Source organism: Actinosynnema mirum DSM 43827 (genome assembly GCF_000023245.1).
Classification (GTDB): domain Bacteria; phylum Actinomycetota; class Actinomycetes; order Mycobacteriales; family Pseudonocardiaceae; genus Actinosynnema; species Actinosynnema mirum.
In genome coordinates this window covers 950233-973380 of record NC_013093.1, presented here as the reverse complement: position 1 = coordinate 973380, position 23148 = coordinate 950233, and the positions used below count along the sequence as shown (strand labels likewise).

19 protein-coding genes are annotated in these 23148 nt (G+C 76.5%); 7 read left to right on the top strand and 12 right to left on the bottom strand.

Going from position 1 to position 23148, the window contains the following annotated elements; translation table 11 throughout:
• Positions 1-592: 592 nt before the first annotated feature.
• The 6 genes from AMIR_RS04405 to AMIR_RS38070 all read right to left on the bottom strand — a co-directional run bounded on the left by AMIR_RS04405 (position 593) and on the right by AMIR_RS38070 (position 5760).
• The gene (locus AMIR_RS04405) at positions 593-1762 is read right to left on the bottom strand and encodes a bifunctional RNase H/acid phosphatase (protein ID WP_222840748.1); all 1170 of its coding nucleotides are present in this window, start codon (positions 1760-1762) and stop codon (positions 593-595) included.
• Between the two features lie 2 nt (positions 1763-1764).
• Positions 1765-2502, bottom strand: coding sequence for a zinc ribbon domain-containing protein (locus AMIR_RS04400; RefSeq protein WP_012783503.1), 738 nt, complete (start codon positions 2500-2502; stop codon positions 1765-1767).
• Between the two features lies 1 nt (position 2503).
• Complete coding sequence (locus tag AMIR_RS04395) at positions 2504-3646, bottom strand: Nif3-like dinuclear metal center hexameric protein (protein WP_012783502.1); 1143 nt, start codon at positions 3644-3646, stop codon at positions 2504-2506.
• Positions 3643-4686, bottom strand: a complete 1044-nt coding sequence (gene cobC, locus AMIR_RS04390; RefSeq protein WP_012783501.1) for an Rv2231c family histidinol phosphate aminotransferase CobC — start codon at positions 4684-4686, stop codon at positions 3643-3645. The genes AMIR_RS04395 and cobC overlap by 4 nt, the downstream gene beginning before the upstream one ends.
• 85 nt (positions 4687-4771) lie before the next feature.
• Complete coding sequence (locus AMIR_RS42600) at positions 4772-4894, bottom strand: hypothetical protein (protein WP_276145720.1); 123 nt, start codon at positions 4892-4894, stop codon at positions 4772-4774.
• Between the two features lie 209 nt (positions 4895-5103).
• Complete coding sequence (locus tag AMIR_RS38070) at positions 5104-5760, bottom strand: HNH endonuclease (RefSeq protein ID WP_012783499.1); 657 nt, start codon at positions 5758-5760, stop codon at positions 5104-5106.
• A gap of 152 nt (positions 5761-5912) precedes the next feature.
• Here AMIR_RS38070 and AMIR_RS04380 point away from each other — a divergent pair, with 152 nt between their 5' ends.
• The 3 genes from AMIR_RS04380 (at position 5913) to AMIR_RS04370 (ending at position 8275) form a co-directional block, all read left to right on the top strand.
• Complete coding sequence (locus AMIR_RS04380) at positions 5913-6371, top strand: low molecular weight protein-tyrosine-phosphatase (protein WP_012783498.1); 459 nt, start codon at positions 5913-5915, stop codon at positions 6369-6371.
• Entirely contained in the window at positions 6368-7237 is an 870-nt protein-coding gene (locus AMIR_RS04375; protein WP_012783497.1) for a fructosamine kinase family protein, read from the top strand. Before AMIR_RS04380 ends, AMIR_RS04375 begins: the two co-directional genes overlap by 4 nt.
• Positions 7238-7405: 168 nt before the next feature.
• The gene (locus AMIR_RS04370) at positions 7406-8275 is read left to right on the top strand and encodes an SURF1 family cytochrome oxidase biogenesis protein (protein WP_049797075.1); all 870 of its coding nucleotides are present in this window, start codon (positions 7406-7408) and stop codon (positions 8273-8275) included.
• Positions 8276-8361: 86 nt separating this feature from the next.
• On the opposite strand, the gene AMIR_RS04365 is transcribed toward AMIR_RS04370, so the two are convergent.
• Positions 8362-9309, bottom strand: coding sequence for a cobalamin biosynthesis protein (locus tag AMIR_RS04365; RefSeq protein WP_012783495.1), 948 nt, complete (start codon positions 9307-9309; stop codon positions 8362-8364).
• Between the two features lie 247 nt (positions 9310-9556).
• Between AMIR_RS04365 and AMIR_RS04360 the strand changes: the two genes are divergently transcribed.
• From AMIR_RS04360 to AMIR_RS04350, 3 genes are read left to right on the top strand one after another with little or no spacing between them, the layout of a single operon-like run.
• On the top strand, positions 9557-11035 hold the full coding sequence (locus AMIR_RS04360) for a DUF2397 domain-containing protein (RefSeq protein ID WP_012783494.1): 1479 nt from the start codon (positions 9557-9559) through the stop codon (positions 11033-11035).
• A 2-nt stretch (positions 11036-11037) separates the two neighbouring features.
• Positions 11038-12207 (top strand): TIGR02678 family protein, encoded by a 1170-nt coding sequence (locus tag AMIR_RS04355; RefSeq protein WP_012783493.1) that lies wholly within the window; start codon positions 11038-11040, stop codon positions 12205-12207.
• A complete protein-coding gene (locus AMIR_RS04350; RefSeq protein ID WP_012783492.1) occupies positions 12204-16268 on the top strand; it encodes a TIGR02680 family protein in 4065 nt (1354 codons plus the stop codon). Before AMIR_RS04355 ends, AMIR_RS04350 begins: the two co-directional genes overlap by 4 nt.
• A gap of 58 nt (positions 16269-16326) precedes the next feature.
• Here the strand turns inward: AMIR_RS04350 and AMIR_RS04345 are convergent, their stop codons facing one another.
• Positions 16327-17382, bottom strand: a complete 1056-nt coding sequence (locus AMIR_RS04345; protein ID WP_012783491.1) for an amidohydrolase family protein — start codon at positions 17380-17382, stop codon at positions 16327-16329.
• Positions 17383-17452: 70 nt separating this feature from the next.
• Between AMIR_RS04345 and AMIR_RS04340 the strand changes: the two genes are divergently transcribed.
• Positions 17453-18061 carry a TetR/AcrR family transcriptional regulator gene (locus AMIR_RS04340; protein ID WP_012783490.1) on the top strand — a complete coding sequence of 203 codons (609 nt, stop codon included), beginning with the start codon at positions 17453-17455 and terminating at the stop codon, positions 18059-18061.
• On the opposite strand, the gene AMIR_RS04335 is transcribed toward AMIR_RS04340, so the two are convergent.
• From AMIR_RS04335 to AMIR_RS04320, 4 genes are all read right to left on the bottom strand, one after another.
• On the bottom strand, positions 18058-19275 hold the full coding sequence (locus tag AMIR_RS04335) for an ROK family transcriptional regulator (RefSeq protein WP_012783489.1): 1218 nt from the start codon (positions 19273-19275) through the stop codon (positions 18058-18060). The two genes, AMIR_RS04340 and AMIR_RS04335, sit on opposite strands and share 4 nt — an antisense overlap.
• A gap of 229 nt (positions 19276-19504) precedes the next feature.
• On the bottom strand, positions 19505-20464 hold the full coding sequence (gene nudC / locus AMIR_RS04330; RefSeq protein ID WP_012783488.1) for an NAD(+) diphosphatase: 960 nt from the start codon (positions 20462-20464) through the stop codon (positions 19505-19507).
• Positions 20461-21849 (bottom strand): M16 family metallopeptidase, encoded by a 1389-nt coding sequence (locus tag AMIR_RS04325; RefSeq protein ID WP_012783487.1) that lies wholly within the window; start codon positions 21847-21849, stop codon positions 20461-20463. Before AMIR_RS04325 ends, nudC begins: the two co-directional genes overlap by 4 nt.
• Positions 21846-23132, bottom strand: coding sequence for a M16 family metallopeptidase (locus tag AMIR_RS04320; protein WP_012783486.1), 1287 nt, complete (start codon positions 23130-23132; stop codon positions 21846-21848). The genes AMIR_RS04325 and AMIR_RS04320 overlap by 4 nt, the downstream gene beginning before the upstream one ends.
• Between the last annotated feature and the right edge of the window lie 16 nt (positions 23133-23148).

Genomic DNA, 23148 nt, shown 5'->3' with positions numbered 1-23148 from the left:
GGTCGACGAAAGCGCCTGTGCCACCACACCGGGGTTCGGCTTGCGCCCCACCTCAGACCAAATGCGAGGTGTCGTTCACCAGGCGGACCGAGGCGTGACCCCGGCCGGGCGGAGCCTGGCCGGGAACACCACCCCGGTCGACGAAAGCGCCTGTGCCACCACACCGGGGTTCGGCTTGCGCCCCACCTCAGACCAAATGCGAGGTGTCGTTCACCAGGCGGACCGAGGCGTGACCCCGGCCGGGCGGAGCCTGGCCGGGAACACCACCCCGGTCGACGAAAGCGCCTGTGCCACCACACCGGGGTTCGGCTTGCGCCCCACCTCAGACCAAATGCGAGGTGTCGTTCACCAGGCGGACGGAGGCGTGACCCCGGCCGGGCGGAGCCTGGCTGGGAACACCACCCCGGTCGACGAAAGCGCCTGTGCCACCACACCGGGGTTCGGCTTGCGCCCCACCTCAGACCAAATGCGAGGTGTCGTTCACCAGGCGGACGGAGGCGTGACCCCGGCCGGGCGGAGCCTGGCTGGGAACACCACCCCGGTCGACGAAAGCGCCTGTGCCACCACACCGGGGTTCGGCTTGCGCCCCACCTCAGACCAAATGCGAGGTGTCGTTCACCAGGCGGACGGAGGCGTGACCGTCCGGGTAGAACTCCGCGATCGACAGCGACGCCAGGTCCAGGTGCAGCCGGTAGAGGATCTCCGGGCCGCTGCCGAGCGCCAGGCGCAGCAGGGTCTTCACCGGCGTCACGTGGCTGACCACGACCACGTCGGACCCCGCGTGCTCGGCGGCCAGCTCCTCCAGGAAGCGGGACACCCTGCGGTGCACGGCGTCGAAGCTCTCGCCGCCGGGCGGGGCGGCGGAGGTGTCGCCGAGCCAGCGGGCGTGCGCCTCCGGGTCGCGCTCGGCGGCCTCGGTGAAGGTCAGCGCCTCCCACTCGCCGAAGTCGACCTCGATCAGGTCCTCGCGCACGTCGACCTCCAGGCCGAGCGCGGCGGCGATCTCGCCCGCCGTCTGCCTGGTGCGCTGCAGCGGGGACGCGACGACCGCGGCGACGCCGTCCAGGGTGGACAGCCTGGCCGCCGCCGCGCGCGCCTGGCCGAGGCCGACCTCGGTGAGCGGCGGGTTGCCGCGCCCGGAGTAGCGGCGGGCGACCGACAGCTCGGTCTGCCCGTGCCGCACCAGGTGCAGCCTGGTCGGCCTGCCCTCCGCGCCGGACCAGGAGGCCGGGGGCGCGGTGACGTGGGCCGCCGACTCGGCCGGGCGCTCGGTGACGACGGCCTTGGCGGCGGCCGGCTTCCCGGCAGCGCCCCCACCGGCAGCGCCCTCCCCCGCCGGGACCTCGCCGATGACCGGGTCGGGCATGGCCTTGCCGTCCATGGCGTCGTTGGCGAGCTTGTCCGCGCGCTTGTTGCGCTCGCGCGGGATCCAGCCGTAGGTGACCGACTCGAAGTCCCCCGCCAGCTCCTTGGCCTCGGCCGCGAGCGGCTTCATGGCCGGGTGCTTGATCTGCCAGCGCCCGGACATCTGCTCCACGACCAGCTTGGAGTCCATCCGCACGTCGACCTCGGTCGCCCCCAGCTCGGCGGCGGCGCGCAGGCCCGCGATCAGGCCCCGGTACTCGGCGACGTTGTTGGTGGCGACGCCGATGGCCTCGAAGCGCTCGGCCAGGACGGTGTCACCGCCCTCGTCGAGCACCACCGCGCCGTAGCCCGCCGGTCCGGGGTTGCCGCGCGAGCCGCCGTCGGCCTCGACGAGCACCCTCACAGACCGGACTCCCCGGTGCGCACCATGATCGCGCCGCACTCCTCGCACTGCACGACGTCGTCGGCGAGCGCCTCCTTGACCTTGGCGATCGCGCTGCGGTCCAGCTCGATGCGGCACGCGCCGCAGCGGCGGGACTGGAGCAGCGCCGCGCCGGTGCCCTTGTGCAGCCGGACCCGGTCGTAGACCGCCAGCAGCGGGGCCTCGAAGGTCGACGCGATGGTCTTGCGCTCGGCGGTGCGCTTGGCCTCGGTGGACTCCAGGTCGGCGAGCGCGGAGTCGCGCCTGCGGGCGGCGTCGGCCAGGGTCTCCTGGGCGTTCGCGAACTGCGCGGAGGCGTGCTGGCTGTCGACCTCGACGGCCTCGCGGCGCTCCATCAGCTCCAGCAGGTCGTCCTCCAGCGCGCCGCGGCGGCGGCCGAGGGTGGCCAGCTCGTGCTCCAGGTCGGTGAGCTGCTTGGCGCCGACGCTGCCGCCCGCCAGGAGCCCCCGGTCGCGCTCCTCGCGGGCGCGGACCTGGTCGATCTCGGTCTCCTGGCGCTTGACGTCGCGGTCCAGGTCGCCCAGGGTCGTCTCGACCGCGGTGAGCGCGTCCTGCTTGGCGCGCACCTGCTTCTCGGCCTCGGCGATCTCCACGATCTCCGGCAGCGTGCGGCGGCGGTGCTCGACCCGCGCCAGCTCGGTGTCAACCCGCGCGAGGTCGAGCAGCCTGCGCTGCACAACGGGATCGGCTTTCACTTCAGCGGTCCTCCTGTTCGGGGCTCGTCGCGCCGGTGGTCCAGGGGTCGGTCCGTCGGGTCGAGACGAGGGTTTCGACCGTACCGCCGAAGGCGGCGCGCACGATGTCGGCCGCCTGCGCGCACCACGGCCATTCGCTGGCCCAGTGGGCGACGTCGACGAGGGCGGGCCCTCCCGCGTCCAGGTGCTCGCGGGCGGGGTGGTGCCGCAGGTCGGCGGTGACGTAGGCGTCCACGCCCGCGCGCGTCGCGGCGGACAGGTGGCTGTCGCCCGCGCCGCCGCACACCGCGACGGTGCCGATCACCCGATCCGGGTCGCCCGCCGAGCGCACGCCCCACGCGGTGGCGGGGAGGGCGGCGGCGACGCGGCGGGTGAACGCGCTGAGCGGCTCGGGCTCCGGGAGCACGCCGATCCGGCCGATGCCGGTGTCGGCGGGCAGCTCGGGGATCTCGTTGAGGTTGAAGGCGACTTCCTCGTACGGGTGCGCGGCGCGCAGGGCCCGCACGACGTCGGCGCGGCGCCCGCGCGGCAGCACGAGTTCGAGCCGGGTCTCGGGCAGGCGCTCCAGCTCGCCGACCACGCCGACCGCCGGGTTCGCGCCCTCGACGGGGCGGAACTGGCCGGTGCCGTCGACGCTCCAGGCGACCTCGCGGTAGTCGCCGGTGCTGCCCGCGCCCGCGTCGTGCAGCGCGGCCAGGACCTTCGCGGCGTCGGCGACCGGGACGTAGGTGGTGAGCACGTCCAGCGCGCGGGCCGGGGCCGGGTCGAGCGGGCCGGTGACCTCCAGGCCGATGGCGCGGGCCAGCGCGTCGGACACGCCGGGGTTCGCGGTGTCGGCGTTGGTGTGCGCCGTGTACAGGGCCGCGCCCGCGCGGATCAGGCGGTGCACGAGGCGGCCCTTGGGGGTGTCGGCGGGCACGCCGTGGACGCCGCGCAGCAGCAGCGGGTGGTGCGAGACGAGCAGCTGGGCGCCCACCTCGATCGCCTCGTCCACCGTGGACTCGACCGGGTCCACGCAGAACAGCACCTTGGACACCGGTTCGGAGCGGTCGCCGCACACCAGGCCGACCGCGTCCCAGGACTCGGCGGTGGCGGGCGGGTAGGCCGCCTCCAGCGCGGCGAGCACCTCGCCGAGGGTGGTCATGTCTCCTCCAGTGCGACTCGGAGCGCGTCGGCGAGCAGCGCGGTCTCCTCGGGGGAGCGCACGGCCACGCGGACGTGGTCGGGGGTCAGGCCGGGGAACGTGTCACCCCGGCGCACGGCGATGCCCTTGTCGCGCAGCGACCGCCGCACGCGCGCGCCGTCCGGGACGCGCAGCAGCAGGAACGGGGCCTGCGGCTGGATCACCAGGTGCTCGGCGAGGGCGGTGGCCGCGTGGGCGGCGTGGGCGGTGGTCAGCTCGGCGAGCGCGGCGGCCTCGGCCAGCGCGGCGGGCTCGCAGCAGGCGGTGACCGCCTCCAGGACGAGGGTGCCCACCGGCCACTGCGGGCGGCGCGCGGCCAGGCGCGCGAGGAGGTCCCGCTCGCCCAGCAGGTAGCCGGCGCGCAGGCCGGCGAGCGCCCAGGTCTTGGTGAGGCTGCGCAGCACGAGCAGGCCGGGCACGTCGGTGGCGGCGGCCAGCGAGCCGCGCTCGCCGGGGACGGCGTCCATGAACGCCTCGTCCACCACGAGGACGCGGCCGGGGCGGGCCAGCGCGCGGAGGGCCTCCGCCGGGTGCAGCACCGAGGTGGGGTTGGTGGGGTTGCCGACCACGACCAGGTCGGCCTCGTCCGGGACGAGCGCGGGGTCCAGGCGGTAGCCGTCGCGCTCGGCGAGCAGCACGCGGTGGACCGGGACGCCCGCGTCGCGCAGGGCTGCCTCGGGCTCGGTGAACGAGGGGTGCACGACGGCGGCGAGCGCCGGGCGCAGCTCCGGCAGCAGGGCGAAGCCCTCGGCGGCGCCGTTGAGGGGCAGGACCTGGTCCGGGGTGCGGTCGTGGCGGGCGGCGGCGGCCTCGCGGGCGGCCAGCTCGTCGGCGCGGGCCGGGTAGGAGCCGAGGTCGGCCAGGCGGGCGGCGAGGCGGGCGGCGAGCCAGTCCGGCGGGGACGGGGCGCGCACGTTGACCGCGAAGTCCACCAGGCCGGGGGCGGCGTCGACGTCCCCGTGGTGGCGCAGCAGCTCGCGCTCGGGGTCCTGGCTGGTCATCGGCCGGAGTTTAGGCGATGGGCGCGCGCGGGCCGGGGCGCGGCGGTCCCGCGCGGCTCCGGACCGGTGCTCGGGGTGGTCGCGGTCAGCCCAGGAAGGAGACCAGGAGCGCGCAGCAGATCAGCGCGAGGCACGCGGCGGAATGCCACCACTGCGGGGCGCGAACCGCCCTGGGCAGCGTCGCGGGCTGCCGCTCGTCGACCACCACGATGTGCTCCCCCTCCCCCGCGAACCGCCGCCCATACTATCGCTGATCTGCGGTTTCAGGGTGTGCGACTGATCGCTCGGGAGAAATCACCGAATGCGCCCGGATGGTCACGTTCAGGAATTGCGACGCCGTTTTCCGAGCAGTTCCGGAATTGCCCTTGGGCCGTTCGGCGGTGTCGCCGCGCGGCTATTCGGGCATTCGACGTCCGCTCAGTGCGCGATGCGCAGGCACGGGCGGCACAGGACGCGCAGGTTGCCGACCGTGGACGGGCCGCCCTCGGCGAGCGGGACGACGTGGTCGTAGTTGAGGTCCGTGGCGCCGCCGCAGTGCGCGCAGCGGCCCCGGTCCCGCTCGAACACGGCGCGGCGCACCTCGGCGGGGATGCGCGGGTGGCGGGGGTTGAGCGAGGTCAGCAGCAGGGTGCGCTCGGCCAGCGCCTCCCCCCTGGCCCGCTCGGCGACCACGCGGGCCAGCACGTCGGCCGGGCGGTAGCCGCGCGACTCGGCGTAGACGGCGTCCTCGAACCACCACCAGGAGGCCCGGCCGCGCTGCGCGACCTTCACCGGGCGGGTGCGGCGGGCCCGGTCCAGCGCGGCGTGGTCGCGGGCCCGGACGCGGACCGGCGGGCAGCCGGTGGCCAGGAAGAAGCGGCGGGGCAGGAAGAGCAGGCCGCGGTCGGTGAGGAAGCCCGCGTTCGGGTCGGGGCGCAGGGCCCCGCCGCCGTGCGGCGGGCGGCGGGTGAACGCCGGGTTCGGGGGCGGGCGGCGCAGGGCGAAGGAGGCCAGCGCCAGCAGCAGGAGCGCCGCCGCGAGGAGGGTCAGCATCCCCAGCGCGGCGGCGAGCGGGTCTTGCGGGTTCGACGGCATCGGGCCCCCCGCTCTTGATCGTCGTGCGGGGCGGGGGCGGGGGTCCAGCGGGTTCACCCGGAGTGCGCAACGGGACCCCGGCGCGCGGCCGGTCTTCTAGGCTGCGACCCCGCAGGCCCCGCTTCCCGTGCGACCGAGTGAGGACTCCCCCCATGCTCTCCGTGGTGTTCGTGTGCACCGGCAACATCTGCCGATCCCCCGTGGCGGAGATCGTGCTCCGGGAGCACCTGCGCCGGGCTGGGGTCGAGGGCGTGGTGGTGTCGAGCGCGGGCTTGCAGGGCTACCACGTGGGCGAGCCCGCCGACGAGCGGAGCGCGGCGACGCTGGAGCGGGCCGGGTACCCGACCGGGCACGTGGCCGCGAAGGTGAGCGCCGAGGACCTGGACGCGGACCTGCTGGTGGCGCTGGACTCCGGGCACGCGCGGGCGCTGCGCGGGGTAGTCGCGGACCCGGAGCGGGTGCGGCTGCTGCGGTCGTTCGACCCGGAGGCCGGGTCGGCCGAGGTGCCGGACCCGTACTACTCGGGGCGGGCGGCGTTCGCCGAGGTGCTGGGGATGGTCGAGGCGGCGGTGCCGGGGCTGCTGCGGTGGGTGCGGGAGCGGCAGCGGTGACCGGGCGCGGCGGCGCGGTGGGGTCCGGGGTGGGGTCCGGGGTGGACCCGGCGGAGGTCGCGGCCGAGGTGACCGGGTCGCGGGCGGTCGCGGTGCGGCGGATCGGCGACGCGGCGCACGAGGTCGACCTGGCGGACGGCGACCTGGTCGTGGTGAAGGCGAACCGGGTGGCGCGGGCCGAGGCGGCGGGGCTGGAGTGGCTGGCCGAGCCGGAGGGGCCGCCGGTGCCGGGGGTGCGCGGGTGCTCGGACGGGTGGCTGGTGATCGACCAGGTGGAGCCGGGCAGGCCGTCGCCCGGCGCGGCCGAGAAGTTCGGGGCGCGGCTGGCGGCGCTGCACGCGACGGGCGCGCCCGCGTTCGGCTCGCCGCCGCCCGGCGGTCCGGCGGAGGCCACGATCGGGCTGGCCCCGATGGCGAACGTCGAGGCCGACGCCTGGCCGGACTGGTTCGCCGAGCACCGGATCGCGCGGTACGCGCGGCTGGCCGTGGACGCCGGGAACCTGACCGCCGCCGAGGCGGCCGTGGTCGAGTCGGTCCGGGTGCGGGCGCCGTCCGAGCCGCCCGCGCGGCTGCACGGGGACCTGTGGAGCGGGAACGCGCACTGGGCGGCGGACGGGCGGGTGTGGCTGATCGACCCGGCGGCGCACGGCGGGCACCGGGAGAGCGACCTGGCGATGCTGGCCCTGTTCGGCTGCCCGCACCTGGACCGGGTGCTGGCGGCGTACCACGAGGCCGCGCCGCTGGCGGACGGCTGGCGGGAGCGGGCGCCGCTGCACCAGCTGTTCCCGCTGCTGGTGCACGTGGTGCTGTTCGGGCGGGCGTACGCGGCGCGGACCGTGGCGGCGGCGCGGTCGGCGCCCCGGTGAGCGGGCGGCGGGTGTCGGGCCCCGCTCGGCGACGTCGGTGACCTGCGGCTTCGCGGTGTGACCGGGACCTCGCCGGGGCCCGTCCCGCCCCTCCCACCAGCGCGGCGTCCGATATGTCCGGTTCACCCCGGCACGAGGTCCGCGCCGGCAGGGATTACCGTGGGTGCCGTGCGGTTGAGGTTTCTGCTGCGGCCCGGTTGGCTCGCGTTGACGGTTGCCGTGTGGGTTTTCGCCGGCGTGTGCATCTGGATGCTCGCGCCATGGCAGTTCGGGCGGGACGACCAGCGCGTGGGCCAGAACACCGCGCTGTCCGAGGCGATGGCCACCGATCCGGTGCCGTTCGCCGAGGTGCTGGACGAGCCCAACGCCGAGCACGAGTGGCGCCGGGTCGTGCTGACCGGCCAGTTCCTGGCCGACTCCGAGGCCGTCGCCCGGCTGCGGACCGTGCAGGGCGAGGCCGCGTACGAGGTGCTCACGCCCTTCCGGACCACCGACGGGCCCGTCGTGCTGGTCGACCGGGGGTACGTGCGGCCCGCCGACGGCATGGGGGTGCCGGACCTGACCACGCCGCCGTCCGAGCGGGTGAGCGTCACCGCGTGGACCCGCGCCGAGGAGCCGGACCTGCGGGACGGGTTCCTGGAGGACGGCGAGCGGCAGGTCTACTCGATCAACACCGCGACCGTCGGGCGCATGGTCGGGCTGGACATCCGGCCCGGCTACTTCCAGCTCGACGTGGACCAGCCGGGGCTGGAGTCGGCGCTGCCGCTGCCCCGCATGGAGGCCGGGCCGTTCTACTCGTACGCGCTGCAGTGGCTGGCGTTCGGGGTCATGGCGATCGGCGGGTGGCTGTACTTCACCTGGCGCGAGGCCAAGCCCGGTGGCGCGCTGACCAGGGAGCGCGAGAAGAAGCCGCGCCGCAAGTCCGTGGCCGAGCTGCTGGCCGAGGACGAGGCGGCGGAGGACAGGGCTGCGGAGGACGGCGAGCGGCGCGAGGTCGCCGAGCGCGTGAGCGAGCGGCGCGAGAACAGCCCCGCCTGACCGGCGGGCCCCCGATCAGGGACGGGGGCTCGGGGGCGAGGGCTCGGGGGGCGAGGGCTCGGGGGCGGGGCCCGCGGGTTCGGGGCTCAGCCCCGCCGCTTGCGCCGCACGAGCACCGCGACCAGCGCGGACACCGCCGCCGCGCCCGCGCCGACGACCCTGGACAGCTCCACCGCCCGCGTCACGTGCCCGGCGTCCGGGTTGCGCCCGTGCCCGAGCACCGGCCGGTCCTCCGGCCCGTACGAGTACACCGTGCGCCCCCCGAGCTGGATCTCCAGCGCCCCGGCGAACGCGGCCTCCACCTGCCCGGCGTTGGGGCTCGGGTGCGCCGCCGCGTCCCGCCGCCACACCTGCCACGCCTCGCCCGCCGAGCCGCCCACGACGGGCGCGCCCGCGACGGTGAGCAGCGCGGCCAGCCGGGACGGCAGCAGGTTCGCCAGGTCGTCCAGGCGCGCCGCCGCCCACCCGAAGTTCCGGTAGCGGGCCGAGCGGTGGCCGATCATCGCGTCCAGGGTGTTCACCGCGCGGTAGCCGAGCAGGCCGGGCACGCCCGCGACCGCGCCCCACACCAGCGGCGCGACGACCGCGTCCGAGGTGTTCTCGGCCACCGACTCGACGGTCGCCTTGGCCAGGCCCATCGTGTCCAGCCGCTCGGGGTCGCGCCCGCACAGGTTCGGCAGCCGGTCGCGGGCCGCCACCAGGTCGCCGCCGTCCAGCTCGCGCCCCATGGCGGTGCCCTCGTCGGCCAGCGAGGCCCCGCCCAGCACCACCCAGGTCGCGGCGGCCGTGGTCAGCGCGCGCAGCGCCTCGGACCGCCCGGCCAGCCGCTCGACGGCCGCGCCCGCGAGCACGACCCCGCCGACCAGCACCACCACGTGCGCCGCGCCCGCGCCCTTGTCGTCCCGGTGCAGCCGCTGCTCCAGCGCGCCCGCGACCCGCCCGAACGCCGCGACCGGGTGCCCCCGCCGGGGATCGCCGAACACCGCGTCGGCCGCGACCCCGAGCGCCAACCCGACCGCACGTCCCAGGCTCATCCCGGCACCGTAGCCCCGACACGCACGGTGTCCGCAGGCAGGCGGGGCGTGTCCGGGGGGTGACAGGACGCCGACACGCGCGGTGCAAGCCGACCGCTGCCGCGCCACTCGCGGTGCTGGTCAGCCCGCCGCGTCCCCAGGACGGCCGCCACGGACGGCGCAACCCGGCGGGCGCGGGCCGAACGGAGCAGCCGACTCGCCCCGCCCGTGCGTGGACACCCCCCGCCAAGCCCTAGGGTGGCACCCCGTGGAACCAGCCCGCTTGAAGCTCTACGCCTACCTGGACGCGCGCGAGCACCAGCGCACCTACCTGGCGATCATGCGGCTGTTCACGTCCACGCTGCTCGCCGACCTGTCCGCGGGCGAGGTCGCGGGCGCGCTGGCCGGGGCCGAGCGCGAGGGGCGGGTCGACCACGGCGAGTCGCGCATCGAGAACGTGATCAACCGGCTCAAGCAGCTGGTCGAGTGGGGCAACCTGGTGCAGGGCCGCCGCGAGGTGGTGGCGTCCAGCATCGCCGAGTTCCAGCACGGCAGCGTCCGCTACCAGGTCAGCAAGCTCGCGGTGCGCGTGCAGCGGGACGTGGACGAGCTGCTGCGGGTGCCCGAGGGCGCCCGCGAGGTGTCCCGCGAGCTGCTGCCCGCCGTCGAGCGCGGCCTCGGCCAGCTCGGGCGCACCCTGTCCGAGGCGCTGCTCACCGGCGGGCGCGGGCCGCGCGAGGCGCTCGCCGAGCAGGTCACCACCCTGTTCCTGCAGCACGCCGAGCTGGCCGCGACGGTCCGCGACTTCTACGCCTACCTCGGCCAGGTCGTCACCCGGCACCACCTGGCGGCCGACGAGATCAGCGGCTTCCGGGACCTGCTCGTGGAGTACATCCAGCGGGTCGTGGAGGACGTGCTGCGGCACACCCCGGCGATCGCGGCGGCGCTGGCGAACCTGGCGGGCGCGCGGCCCGAGCTGCTGCGGCTGCTGGGCGCGTCGGGCCTGGGCGAGCGGGTGGAGCGGGCGCGCGGGCGGTCCGCCGAGGACTGGCGGGAGCTGACCGACTGGTTCGTCGACCGGCCCGGCCGCCCCAGCCAGGTCACCGCGCTGCGCGACGCGACGGCCCGCGCCATCGGCTCGCTGCTGGCCAGCGTGAAGCGGGCGACCTCGGGCGGCGGGCTGCTGCCCGGCCGCAGGGCGGAGCTGCTGAAGCTGGCCGCCTGGTTCGACGGCGGCACCCGCGAGCAGGCGCACGAGCTGTACGCGGCGGCGTTCGGCCTCTACGGGGCGCGGCACCTGTCCCCCGCGCCCGAGCACGACGGCGACGACGAGCGCACCCCGTGGGCCACCGGACCCGCCGCGGACGTGCCGGTGAGCGTGCGCAGCCGGTCGGACCGCAGCGCGCGCGGGCGCACCTCGCGCATCCTGGACGACCCGATGACCGAGCAGTCCCTGCTCGCCGAGGCCAGGCACGCGGACGAGCGGCGCGCCGCGTCCGTCGCGGAGCTGGCGGCGGCGGCGCCCCGGCTGGCCGAGGCCGAGCTGTCCGGCGAGGCGCTGGGCGTGCTGTGCGAGCTGCTGACCCTGGCCATGGCGCAGCGCGACAGCGCCGTCGACCCCGGTTCGGCGGCCGACCCGGTGCGCGGGCTGCGGGTGACCGTGGAGCACGTCGCGGGCCGCGCCGCCGTGATCCGCTCGAAGGCCGGGACCCTGACCCTGCACGACTCGACCCTGGTGCTGGACTGAGCATGTTCGACGACCTCTCCGAGATCGACTCCGCGATCGTGGTGCGCTGCGCGCGCACCCTGCTGCGACGGCCGCTGCTGCGCGCCGACGGCCCCGACGGCGAGCTGCTGGGCGCGGTGTACCGGCACCGGTTCGCGCTGCAGGACCTGTTCGCGGGCCTGCTGGGCTACCGGCTGGTGGTGGAGCGCCGGTTCGCCCGGCTGTACAAGGCCGGGCCCGGCCACGACGACAGCCGGGGCGCGGGCCTGACGCCGCGCGGCTACGCGTACCTGGCGCTGGTGCTGGCCGTGCTGACCGGCGTCGGCCGCCAGGTGCTGCTGTCGCGGCTGGTCGCCGACGCGCGGGCGGCGGCGGCCGAGGCCGGGATCGCCGTGGTGGACGACGTGGTGGACCGGCGGGCGCTGACCTCGGCGCTGCGGCACCTGGTGGCGCTGGGCGTGCTGCACGAGACCGAGGGCTCGGTGGACGCGCAGGCCGAGGCGCTGATCACCGTGGACACCGACCTGCTGGGGCAGCTGCTGACCGGCCCGGTGGGCGAGGCGGACGGCGCGCGGCGGCTGGTGGAGCTGGCGGCGCGGCCGGGGCCCAGGGGCGTGGAGCACGCGGTGCGGCGCAGGCTGGTGGAGAACCCGGTGGTGCTGTACGCGGACCTGCCGCCGGAGCAGGCGGACTGGTTGCGGCGCAACCAGCGCAAGGAGTCGGCGCTGCTGGAGACCGCGTTCGGGCTGCGCACCGAGTGCCGCGCCGAGGGCGTGCTCGCCTCCGACCCCGAGGACTACCTGACGGACCTGTACTTCCCCGGCACGTCGACGGTGGCGCGGATCGCGCTGCTGGCGCTGCCGGAGCTGCTGGAGTCGCGGCCGGTGGCGGGCGGGCGGCACCCGGTGGACCCGGCCCGCGCGCGCGAGGTGTGCGCGGAGCTGGTGGCGGACTACCCGGCGGCGTGGTCGAAGCAGTACGTGGAGGACCTGGGCGGGCTGACCGCCGAGGTGCTGGAGCTGCTGCGGCGCACCGGGCTGGCCGCACCGGACGCCGAGGGGCCGGGGTGGACGCTGGCGCCGACCGCGCACCGGTGGGTCCCGGTGCCGGACGGCGCGCCGGAGCGCGAGGTCGAGGTCGTGGCGGCGCCGGAGCCGCAGAGCTGGTCGTTGTTCGATGAGGAGAGCGCGTGAGCGACAGGTGGCGGCTGCACCGCGGCGGGATCGTCAACATCTGGCAGTACGCGGAGCAGGTGTTCGACTTCTCCGGCGGGCGGGCGATCTTCCAGGGCACCAACGGGTCCGGCAAGTCCCGGACGCTGGAGCTGCTGCTGCCGCTGTGCCTCGACGGCGACCTGCGGCAGGTCGGCTCGAAGGGCTTCGACACGGTCAGCCTGCGGCGGCTCATGCTCGACGACTACGACGGCGGGCCGAACCGCATCGGGTACGCCTGGGTGGAGCTGCGGCGCGGTGAGGACGAGTACCTGACCTGCGGGTTGGGCGTGAAGGCGTCGAAGACCTCGCAGGCGATCACCGACTCGTGGCGGTTCATCACGCCGCTGCGGGTGGGCAGGCAGCTCCAGCTGGTGGGGGCCGAGCGCACCCCGCTGGGGCCCGCGCACCTGCGGGAGGCCATCGGCGCGGACTGCGTGCTGGAGGAGGCGGCGTTCCGGGCCCGCGTGGCCGAGGAGGTGTACGGGGTCCCGGCCGCCCGGTACGGGGACCTGCTGCACCTGCAGCGGACGCTGCGCAACCCCGACGTGGGCCTGAAGGTCCTGGAGGGGCAGCTGGAGCAGATCCTGTCGGACGCGCTGCCGCCGCTGGACCAGGCGATGGTGGAGCAGCTGGCGACCTCGTTCGACGACCTGGAGTCGATCCGGGAGAACATCACCCGGCTGTCGACGGCGGACTCGGCGCTGGGGACGTTCCTCAAGACGTACTCGGACTACGCGCTGGGCGGGCTGCGGTCCTCGGCCGAGCGGCTGGGCGCGGCCGAGGACGGGGTGCGCAAGCTGGAGCGGGAGGGCGCGCGGCTGACGGCGGCGCTGGAGCGGACCCGCGCGGAGCGCGCCGACGCCGAGCGGTCGCAGAGCGACCTGGAGGCCGGGGAGCAGCGGGCCGAGGAGCGGATCGGGGCGCTCAAGGAGCTGCCCGCGTTCCGGGGCCTGGAGGACCTGCGCACCCGCGAGCGGCTGGTGGAGGAGAAGCGGTCGTCGGCCCGCGTCGCGCTGGAGGTGGCGGCGAAGCAGCGGGCGCAGGAGGACGGCGCGGTCGACGGGGTGCTGCGGCTGCTGCGGCGGCTCGCCGAGGACCTGGGGACGGCCCGCGAGCTGGCCGAGCCGCTGCGCGGGCGGCTGCTGGCGGCCGGGCTGGAGCTGGAGCTGCCGCAGGTGCCCCCGGTGGCGTCGGCGGAACCGGTGGTGCGGGCCGAGTCGGTGCGGGCCAAGCCCGACCCGGAGGCCGAGCCGCAGCCGATCGAGCGGCGGGTGCCGCCCGCGGCGCCGGTGGTGCCGGTGGAGGCGGCGGCGGACCGGGTGGCCGAGGTCGCGGCCGAGGCCGGGCGGCGCGGGGCGCTGGTGCTGGCGCTGCACCAGCGGTCGGTGGAGCTGGACTCGGCGGCGCGCGCCCTGGAGTCGTTGGAGGGCGCGGTCGGCGACGCGGCGCGGGCCGCCTCGGAGGCGGTGGCGCGGCGGGACCGGGAGGCCGGGGAGCTGGCCGGGACCGGGCGCGAGTGGTTGGGCGCGGTGGCCGCGTGGCGGGACGCCGAGCCGTTCGCCGGGGTCGCGCTGCGGCTGCCGGAGGCGGTGGACCCGGCGCGGGCCCGCGCGCTGGCGGCGAAGGCCCGTGACGGGGCGAGGCCGCTGGTGTCGGCGGCGCGCGAGGCCGAGCGCGGCGCGGCGGACCGGGTGGCCGGGCTGCGGGCGTCGATCGACGAGCGGGACGTGGAGCTGACCGGGCTGCGGGGTGGCTCGGAGCGCGCGCCCGACGCCGCGCGGTTCACCGGCGGTGGGCGGGACTCGGGCGCCGGGGCGCCGTTCTACCGGCTGGTCGACTTCAGGGCCGGGGTGGACGACGCGGGGCGGGCCGGGCTGGAGGCCTCGCTGGAGGCGTCCGGGCTGCTGGACGCCTGGGTGCCCGGCGACCCCGCGCTCGCGGCGGTGGACGGGGCGCGCAGCGAGGTGTTCGCGGTGCCGGGCGAGGCGGTGGGCGGGGCGTCGCTGGCCGACGTGCTGGAGCCCGCCGTCGAGCCGGGGTCGCCGGTGTCGGCGGAGCTGGTCGGGGCGCTGCTGGCCTCGGTGTCGCTGGCCTCGGTGTCGCTGGCCTCGCCTGCGGGGACGCCGGGTTCCGGCGCGGTCTCGGCGGACGTCGACGGCGGGTGGCGGGCCGGGGTGCTGGTGGGCCGGTGGGGCAAGCCCGCCGCCGAGTTCATCGGCGCGGGCGCGCGGGAGGGCGCGCGGCGGCGGCGGATCGCCGAGCTGGAGGAGCGGCTGGCGGGCCTGCGCGAGGAGCTGGGCGCGGCCGAGGCCGAGGCGGTGGCGGCGCGCGAGCAGGTGCGCCGGTGGGAGTCGCACCTGGAGCGGTTCCCCGCCGACCGGGACCTGGTGGCCAGGCACGGCCGGGTGCAGGCCGCGCAGGAGGGCGCCGAGCGGGCCGGGCGGCGGGTCGGCGAGCTGGAGGAGGAGCTGGGCCGGGCGCGGGCGCGGGACGCCGCGGCGCGGGCCGAGGTCGTGCAGGAGGCGGCGGCGGCCGGGCTGGTCGCCGAGACCGAGGCGCTGCGGCAGGCGCAGCAGGCGGCCTCCGACGCGCAGCGCACCGCCGACCGGCTCGCGGACGTGCTGCGCAGGCAGTGCGGCGGGACGCTGGCGGACCTCGCGGACGCGGCGCACCGGTACCGGGTGGCCGAGCAGGACCGGGTGGCGGCCGAGCAGGACGCCGAGGAGCGGTGCTCGGACTACGCGGCCCAGGCGGCGACGCTGACCGAGCTGGCAGGCGCGGTGGGCGGCGAGGCGCGGAAGGTCGCCGACCAGCTGGCCGCGCTGGAGGCCGGGCGGCGCACGACCCGCGAGGACCTGCGGGAGATGCGGGAGCAGGTCGCGGAGGCGCGGGAGAAGGCGGCGAAGCTGGAGGCCCAGCTGGACGCGTCCGCCGAGCAGCTGGCCGGGGCGCGGGAGGGCGCGGGACGGGCCGAGGAGCAGTTCCTGGCGGCCGTGCGCGCGCCGGGCGTGCTCGTGGCGGCGCTGCCGGACGCCGGGCCCGAGTGGGAGCCCGCGCGGGTGCGGGAGGCGCTGGCAGGCATCGACCGGCGGGGCGCGGGCGAGGCCACGGTGATCACCAAGTTGCAGGCGTTGCAGACCTCGCTGGCGGGCAGCCACGACATCGCGGCCGAGCAGCACGCCGGGCTGCTGACGGTGACGGTGACCGGCGAGGAGGGCGCGCGGCCGGTGGCGCTGGCGGCGCGGCAGGTGACGGCGAGGTTGGCCGAGCAGCGCGGGTTCCTGGACGAGCGGTACCAGACGATCTTCGCGGACTACCTGATCCGGGACCTGGCGGAGTGGCTGCGCGGGCAGGTCGCGGTGGCCGAGGACCTGTGCAGGCGGATGAACGAGGTGCTCGGGAAGGCGCGGTCCAGCCAGGGCGTGCACGTGAAGCTGGCCTGGAAGCCGTCGGCCGCGCTGGACGAGGGCACGCGGGACGCGCTGGCGCTGGTGCGGCTGCCCTACGCGGAGCGCGACCCGGAGCAGGACGCGACGCTGCGGCGGGTGTTCACCGAGCGGATCGAGCAGGAGCGGGACGCGCACAGCGGCAGCTACGCCGAGGTGCTGTCGCGGGCGCTGGACTACCGGACCTGGCACCAGTTCACGGTGACCGTGGCCGACACCGGCCCGGACGGCGGGCCCAGGGAGCGGCGGCTGCGGCAGCTGTCGTCGGGCGAGACGCGACTGATCTCGTACGTGACGCTGTTCGCGGCGGGGGCGGCGTTCTACGACGCGGTGAGCGGGGAGTTCTCGCCGCTGCGGCTGGTGCTGCTGGACGAGGCGTTCGAGCGGCTGGACGACCCGACCATCGCGCGGATGCTGGGGCTGCTGGTGGACCTGGACATGGACTGGGTGATCACCTGGCCGTCGGGGTGGGGCGTGTCGGACAAGATCCCGAGGATGCACATCTACGACGTGCTGCGGCCCAAGAACGGGCGCGGGGTGGCCTGCACGCAGACCACCTGGGACGGGGCCGGGCTGGACCGGGTCGACCCGTAGGCGGGGCGGGGCGGCCGGTGTCCCGGCCGCCCCGGTCGCCGTCACACCCCGGTCGCCGTCACGCCGCGACGTGCTCGACCCCGGCGGACCACACGCGGGTGATCGCGCGGGTGTCCGCGATGTCGGCGAGCGGGTCGCCGTCGACCAGGACCAGGTCGGCGCGCAGGCCGGGCCGGACCGCGCCCCGGTCGGGCAGGCCGAGCAGCCCGGCGGGGCGCGTGGTGGCGGCGTTGAGCGCCTCGACCGGTGTCAGGCCCGCCGCCACCAGCAGTTCCAGCTCGTGGTGCAGCGACGGGCCGTGCTCGGGGCTGAACGGGACGGCGGGCTGGTCGTTCGCGTCGGTGCCCGCCAGCAGCGGCACGCCCGCGCGGTGCAGCGCGCCCGCGCTCGCCAGGGTCCCCGCGAACGCCTGCGGCGCGCCCGCGCGTTCCGCCGCGCCCTCCATCATCGTCAGCGTCGGCACCACGACCCGGCCCGCCAGCGCCGCGACCGGGGCGGGGTCGAGGGGCGCGCCCAGCGGCAGGTGGGTGAGCACGTCCACGCCCGCCTCGGCCGCGATGGCGACGGCGGCCGGGTCCGCGGTGTGGGCCACGACCAGCAGGCCGCGCGCGTGGGCGGCGGCGACCAGCGCCACGACCGTGGGCACCGGCATCAGGTCGCCCTCCAGGACGATCTTCAGGTGGTCCGAGCCCTCGGCGAGGCGCGCGGCCACGAAGGCGTCGGCGTCGGCCGGGCCCGCCACCTCGGCCTCCGGCGGGAAGCCGGGGACGCGGGCGTGGTGGCCGCCGGGGGCCGCCGCCGGGACGCCCGCCGTGCGGATCTCGGGCAGGCCGGGGAGCGACCGGAGGGCGTCCACGACGGTGATCGGGAACGCGGCCATGTCCAGCGCGGTGGTGACGCCGTGGTCGCGCAGGGCGGTCAGCTGGGCCTCGGTGGTGACGTGGACGTGCGCGTCGACCAGGCCGGGCAGCAGGACCGCGCCCCGCGCGTCGACCACGCGCGCGCCGCCGGTGGTGGTGTCGGCGGTGATGAGCGGGCCGTCCAGGACGACGGTCCTCGGCTCGGTCAGGGCGTGGCCGTCGAACACGCGGGCGCGGGTGATGGCGGTGCGCACGGGCCCTCCAGGTTAAGAGACAAAATTGTTCACTAAGGCGACCGTACACCCCGTCGGCTATACAGGTGCCGTGCCAGCCGACGCCCGCACCACCAAGCCCCGGCGCAGGGGCGACGCGCTCACCGGGGCCATCTACCTCGCGACCCTGGAGGAGCTGGCCCGCACCGGGCTGGAACCGCTGGCCTTCGACCGGATCGCGGCCGTCGCGGGCGCGGGCAAGGCCTCGCTCTACCGCCGGTGGGCGACCCCGGCGGAGCTGGTGCTGGCCGCGCTGACCGATCCGCTCACCGGGTTCGGCGAACCGACCCCGGAGCCGGGCACGGGAACGCTGCGCGGGGACCTGGTCGAGCTGCTCACCGGGCTGGCGCGCGTGCTGGAGCAGCCGCACGGCCGGGCGCTCCGGCCGCTGGTCGCCCAGCGGGAGCGGCACCCCGAGCTGCACGCGCGGGTCGTGGAACTGGTGCTGGCGCCGAGGCAGCGGCTGCTGCTGCGGGTGCTGGAGCGCGCGGTGGAGCGGGGCGAGGCGGACCCGGCGGCGGTCACGCCCAGGGTGGCCACCGTGGGACCGAGGCTGGTGCTCACCGAGCACGACCACCGGGGGCCGGTGTCCGCGGCCGAGGTCGAGGCGATCGTCGACGAGGTGCTGCTCCCGCTGGCCGCGCCCCGGAAGCGCGCCTAGCGGGCCGCCGCCCGGCCCGCGGGCGGGGCGCTCGCGGCCACCCCGCCGCTCGCCAGGAAGTCCGCCACCGGCAGGGTCGCCGCGCCCAGCGCCACCGACTCCGCGCCCAGCTCCCCCAGCACCACCTCGACCTGCTCGAACGAGCGGCGCAGGGCGTGCGTGCCCGCCTCCGCCCGGATCTCGGCCAGGAACCGCTCGCCCAGCAGCAGCCCGGCCCAGCCGCCCACGACGACGCGGGTCGGGTTCAGCAGGTTGACCAGGTTGCCGACGCCGAGGCCCGCGTAGCGGACCGCCTCGGCCAGGACCCGCTCGGCCTCCGGGGTGCGCGCGGCCAGCAGGGAGCGGAAGGCCCGCTCCTGGTCCTCGTCCGCGTCGCCCCCGTCCGCGTCCGGCGCGAGCGCGCGGTAGCGGTCCACCAGGGCGCCCGCGCCCAGGTACGCCTCCAGGCAGCCGTTGGCCCCGCAGCGGCACCGCGCGCCGTCCAGCGCCACGGTCGTGTGGCCCCACTCCCCCGCGCCGCCGAACGCGCCCCGGTACGGCGCGCCCGCCACCACGACGCTCGCGCCCACGCCGGAGCCGATCAGCGCCACCACCACGGTCGGCGCGCCCCGGCCCGCGCCGAACCACGCCTCGGCCTGGCCGAGGGTGTTGGCCCCGTTGTCCAGGTGCAGCGGCACGTCCAGCCCGGCCCGGAGCAGGCGCTCCAGCGGGGCGCCGTGCCAGCCGACGGTCTGGGCGTGCACCACCCCGCCGTCCACGGAGCCGGGCACGCCGACGCCCACGCCCAGCACCGGGCCGGGCGCGCCCGCGTCGTCCAGGACCCGGCGGACGCCGCGCAGGACGCAGGCGGCCACGGCCTCGGGGGTCAGCGGGCGGGGCGCGGGGAGCTCGATGCCCGCCAGGCGCTCCAGGGTGAGGTCGAACGCCTCCACCAGCACGTGCGTCTCGCCCACGTCCACGCCGACGACGACGCCCCGCGCCGGGTCGACCCGCAGCAGCACGCGGGGACGTCCGCCGTCCGACTCGACCTGGCCCGCCTCGACCACGGTGCCCTCGCCGATCAGCTCGCCCACGACGGTGCTCACGGAGGCCTGGCTCAGGCCGGTGAGGCCGGCGATCTCCTGCCTGCTGCGCGGTCGGTCGAAGTACAGGGTGCGCAGGACCCGCGCCCGGTTGCCCGCGCGCAGGTCGCGCACGGTCAACTTGCGTTGCACGGCTGGCCCCTTTCGGCAGTGGGCAGAACGGTACCGGCAACCGCGCCTCCCCCACGCCACCAGCGTTGTGGTCCAGCCCCATGGGCCCGATTTCCCGTGAATGGTCGGGCGCACCCCCACAAAAGCCGAAGCCGCCCCGCCCCACCAGGGACGGGACGGCTTCCGGGCATTCACCCGCCGGGCGCGCGCCGCCCGCGACAAGGGCCGCGGATCACGTCCGGGAGCGCTTTCAGCCCCCGGCCGCCACCCAGGACTGGATCATCCGGTAGGCGATCGACGCGCCGGGCGCGAGCAGCAGGTCCGGGACGCTGCCCGGCGCGGCCAGCGCCTTCGCCACGACCGACCGCTCCACCCACTTGGCCTCGGCGATCTCCCCGTCGGCGGGCGCCAGCGGCGTGCCGGGGTCGGCCACCGCGTGGAAGGCCACCATCAGCGACCTCGGGAACGGCCACGGCTGGCTGCCCAGGTAGCGGATGTCGGACACCCGCACCCCGACCTCCTCCAGCACCTCGCGGCCCACGCAGGACTCCAGCGACTCACCGGCCTCGACGAACCCGGCGAGCACCGAGTACCGCCCCTCGGGCCAGCCCTCGCCGCGCGCCAGCAGGACCCGGTCCGCGCCGTCGTGCACCAGGCAGATCACCGCGGCGTCGGTGCGCGGGTACTCCTCGCGCCCGCACGCCGAGCACTCCCGCGCCCAACCGGCCTTGACCGACCTGGTGGCGCCGCCGCACACCGCGCAGAACCGCGCGGAGCGGTGCCAGTGGAACAGCGCCACCGCCGAGGTGAACAGGCCCGCGCCGGTGTCGTCCAGCAGGGCGCCCACGGCGCGCAGGTCGAGCCACTCGGGCTCCTCGCCCAGCTCGCCGCCGAACCAGGACCGCCCGCGCGTGGCGGGCGCCGAGACGTCGGTCTCGTCGTCGGCCAGCGGCACCGCCCAGTGCGCGACGCCCTCCTCCTCGCCGAGGAAGACCGCGTCGTCCGGCGGGGTGTCGCCGAACTCCGGGGCGGGCCGCCGCACCAGCAGCTTCCCGCGCCCGCCGACCTTCGCGCGCCCCTTGCGGTCGATCACGAGCACCTTCGCCTGCGGCCACCCGGCGCGCAGCCGCTCGGCGTCGCCGCGCAGCGGCTCCGACCGGTCGACCGTGAACCGGGACAGCGAGGGCAGCTCGACCAGCTCGAACGTCACGGGAGGACGACCCCTCCCAGCGCGCGCAGCTTGGGGGCGAGCAGCTCGGCGTCGCCGACGACGACGCCGGTGAACGAGCCGGGGCTGAAGAAGTCCAGCGCCGCCTGCGCGACCTGCTCGGTGGTGACGGCGGCCAGCCGGACCGGGTGGCCCGCGAACCACTCGAGGTCCAGGTCCATGCCCGCGAGGTTCACCAGGAACGACGCGAGGCCGCCCTGCGAGGAGGTGGCGGTGAGCAGCGAGCCGACGGCGTACCGGCGGGCGGTGTCGACCTCCTCGTCGGTCGGCGGCACCATGCCGAGCTTGGCCAGCTCGTAGCGGGTCTCCATCAGCGCGGCGGCGGTGACCTCGCTGGCGGTGTCCGCGTCGACCAGCAGCGTCGCGCCGCCGGGGGTGAACTCCGGGTGCGAGCGGGCGCTGTAGGTGTAGCCCTTGTCCTCGCGGATGTTCTCCACCAGCCGGGAGGAGAAGAACCCGCCGAAGACCAGGTTGGCCAGCTGGAACGCCGGGTAGCGCTCGTCGGTGCGGGTGAGGCCGCGCCCGGCGAGCCGGATCTGCGACTGCACGGCGCCCGGCCGGTGCACGAACTTCACGTCGCCGCCCACGACCTCGGGCAGCGGGCGCAGCCGCACGGCCTCGCCCTCGCCGGTCCAGCCGGACAGGGCCTGCGCCACGGCGGCCACGGCGGCCTCCGGGTCCAGGTCGCCGACCAGCACGAGCGCCGAGCCGCGCGGCAGGACGGCGCGGGCGTGCAGCTCGCGGACCTGCTCGGGGGTGACCGCCTCGACCTCGGCGACCTCGGGCATCTCCTTGGCGAACGGGTGGTCGCCGTACAGGTGCTCCTGCAGCGCCTCGCGGGCGATGACGTTCGGCTGGGAGCGGGCGAGCCGGATGCGCTCGACCAGGCGGGCGCGCTCGCGGGCCACCTCCTCCTCGGGGTGGGTGGCCCCGGTGAGCACGTCGGCCAGCACGTCCAGGACCGTGTCCAGGCCGGAGACCAGGGCGTTGCCGCTGATCGCGAGCCGCTCCGGGTCGACGACGGCGTCCAGCTCGCCGCCGACCAGGGCCAGCTCGGTGTCCACGTCGAGCCTGCCGCGCCGGGCGGTGCCGGTGAGCAGCGTGTTCGCCAGCACCTCGGCGACGGCGCAGTGGGTCGAGCCGACCGCGCTGTCGGCCGGGTCGGCGAACGGCACGCGCAGGCGCAGCTCGACCACGGGCACCGAGGCGCGGCGCACGGCGATCACGCGCAGGCCGCTGGGCAGCGTGGTGTCGGCGCTGGCGAGGTCGGCGGCGGCCCGGTGCTCGCCCAGCTCCGGCAGCGGCCTTGGCCCGCGCTCGGTGCGGCCGATCTCCTCGGCGCTGCGGTGGGACGTCGGGGCGCTCACTCGGAACCTCCAGCGGCGGGCTTGACGGTCAGGACGGCGCGCGAGTCGGCTCGCAGCGCCTTGGCGGCGGCGGCGACCTGGTCCGCGGTGACCGCGGCCAGCTTGCCCGGCAGTTCGTACAGCAGCTCGGCGCGCCCGAACAGCAGCTCGGAGGCGCCGAGGCCGAGGGTGCGGCTGGTGAGCCGGTCGTGCTCGCGGTGCATCCCGGAGACCCAGCGGGCGGTCACCTTGGCCAGCTCCTCCTCGGAGGGGCCCTCCTCGGCGAGCCGGGCCAGCTCCTCGTCCACGGCGGTGAGGACCTTGTCGACGCCGTGCTCGGCCGGGTGGATGGCGGTGATGGTGAAGACGTCGGGGTCGCGGGCCTCCAGCGGCCCGAACAGGCCGCAGCCCGCGCCGACGTCCACGACCAGCGCGTCCTTGTGCACCAGGCGCTGCTGCAGGCGCGAGCCGTCGCCGTCGGTCAGCACGCCCGCGAGCACCGGGTAGACCAGGTACGCGTCCAGGTCGTGCACCGGGTCGGGGATGCGGTAGCCCAGCGCCAGGGCGGGCATGGGGGCGTGCGCGTCGACGTGCTCGGAGCGCAGCTCGCCCTTCGGGGCGGGCTCGGCGAACGAGGGCCGCTCCGGCACCGGGCGGGCCGGGACGTCGCCGAAGTGCTTCTCCACCAACGACTTCGCCTCGTCCACGGCGAGGTCACCGGCGACGGTGAGCACCGCGTTGCCCGGCGCGTAGTAGGTGTCGAAGAACGCGGCGCAGTCGTCGACGGTGGCGTTCTCCAGGTCGGTGAAGTCGCCGTAGCCGTTGTGGGCGTTGGGGAAGGTCTGGAACAGCAGCGCGGGCAGCAGGATCCAGGGGAAGCCGCCGTACGGCCGGTTGAGCACGTTGAGGCGGATCTCCTCCTTCACCACGTCGATCTGGTTGCGCAGGTTCTCCTCGGTGAGCTTGGGCGCGCGCATCCGGTCGGCTTCCAGGAACAGCGCGCGCTCCAGGGCCGCCGAGGGCAGGACCTGGTAGTAGTCCGTGTAGTCCGGGTGGGTCGACCCGTTGAAGGTGCCGCCGGAGGACTGGACGTGGCGGAAGTGCGCCAGCTTCTCCAGGCTCTCGCTGCCCTGGAACATCAGGTGCTCGAAGAGGTGCGCGAACCCGGTGCGCCCCTCGGGCTCCGACCGGAAGCCGACGTCGTAGTGGACGCTCACCCCGATGACCGGGGCGCTGGGATCGGGGGCGAGCACCACCCGGAGTCCGTTGGGGAGGGTGAACCTGTGCAGTTCGGGTAGCGCCATGGCTCGCAGCCTACGG

What these genes read in the sequence shown, in the direction of transcription:
- AMIR_RS04355 (WP_012783493.1), top strand. Translation starts at nt 11,038, where the DNA reads ATGTTCGACGACCTCTCCGAGATCGACTCCGCGATCGTGGTGCGCTGC.
- cobC (WP_012783501.1), bottom strand. Translation starts at nt 4,686, where the DNA reads ATGACCAGCCAGGACCCCGAGCGCGAGCTGCTGCGCCACCACGGGGAC.
- AMIR_RS04395 (WP_012783502.1), bottom strand. Translation starts at nt 3,646, where the DNA reads ATGACCACCCTCGGCGAGGTGCTCGCCGCGCTGGAGGCGGCCTACCCG.
- AMIR_RS04320 (WP_012783486.1), bottom strand. Translation starts at nt 23,132, where the DNA reads ATGGCGCTACCCGAACTGCACAGGTTCACCCTCCCCAACGGACTCCGG.
- AMIR_RS38070 (WP_012783499.1), bottom strand. Translation starts at nt 5,760, where the DNA reads ATGCCGTCGAACCCGCAAGACCCGCTCGCCGCCGCGCTGGGGATGCTG.
- AMIR_RS04365 (WP_012783495.1), bottom strand. Translation starts at nt 9,309, where the DNA reads ATGAGCCTGGGACGTGCGGTCGGGTTGGCGCTCGGGGTCGCGGCCGAC.
- AMIR_RS04380 (WP_012783498.1), top strand. Translation starts at nt 5,913, where the DNA reads ATGCTCTCCGTGGTGTTCGTGTGCACCGGCAACATCTGCCGATCCCCC.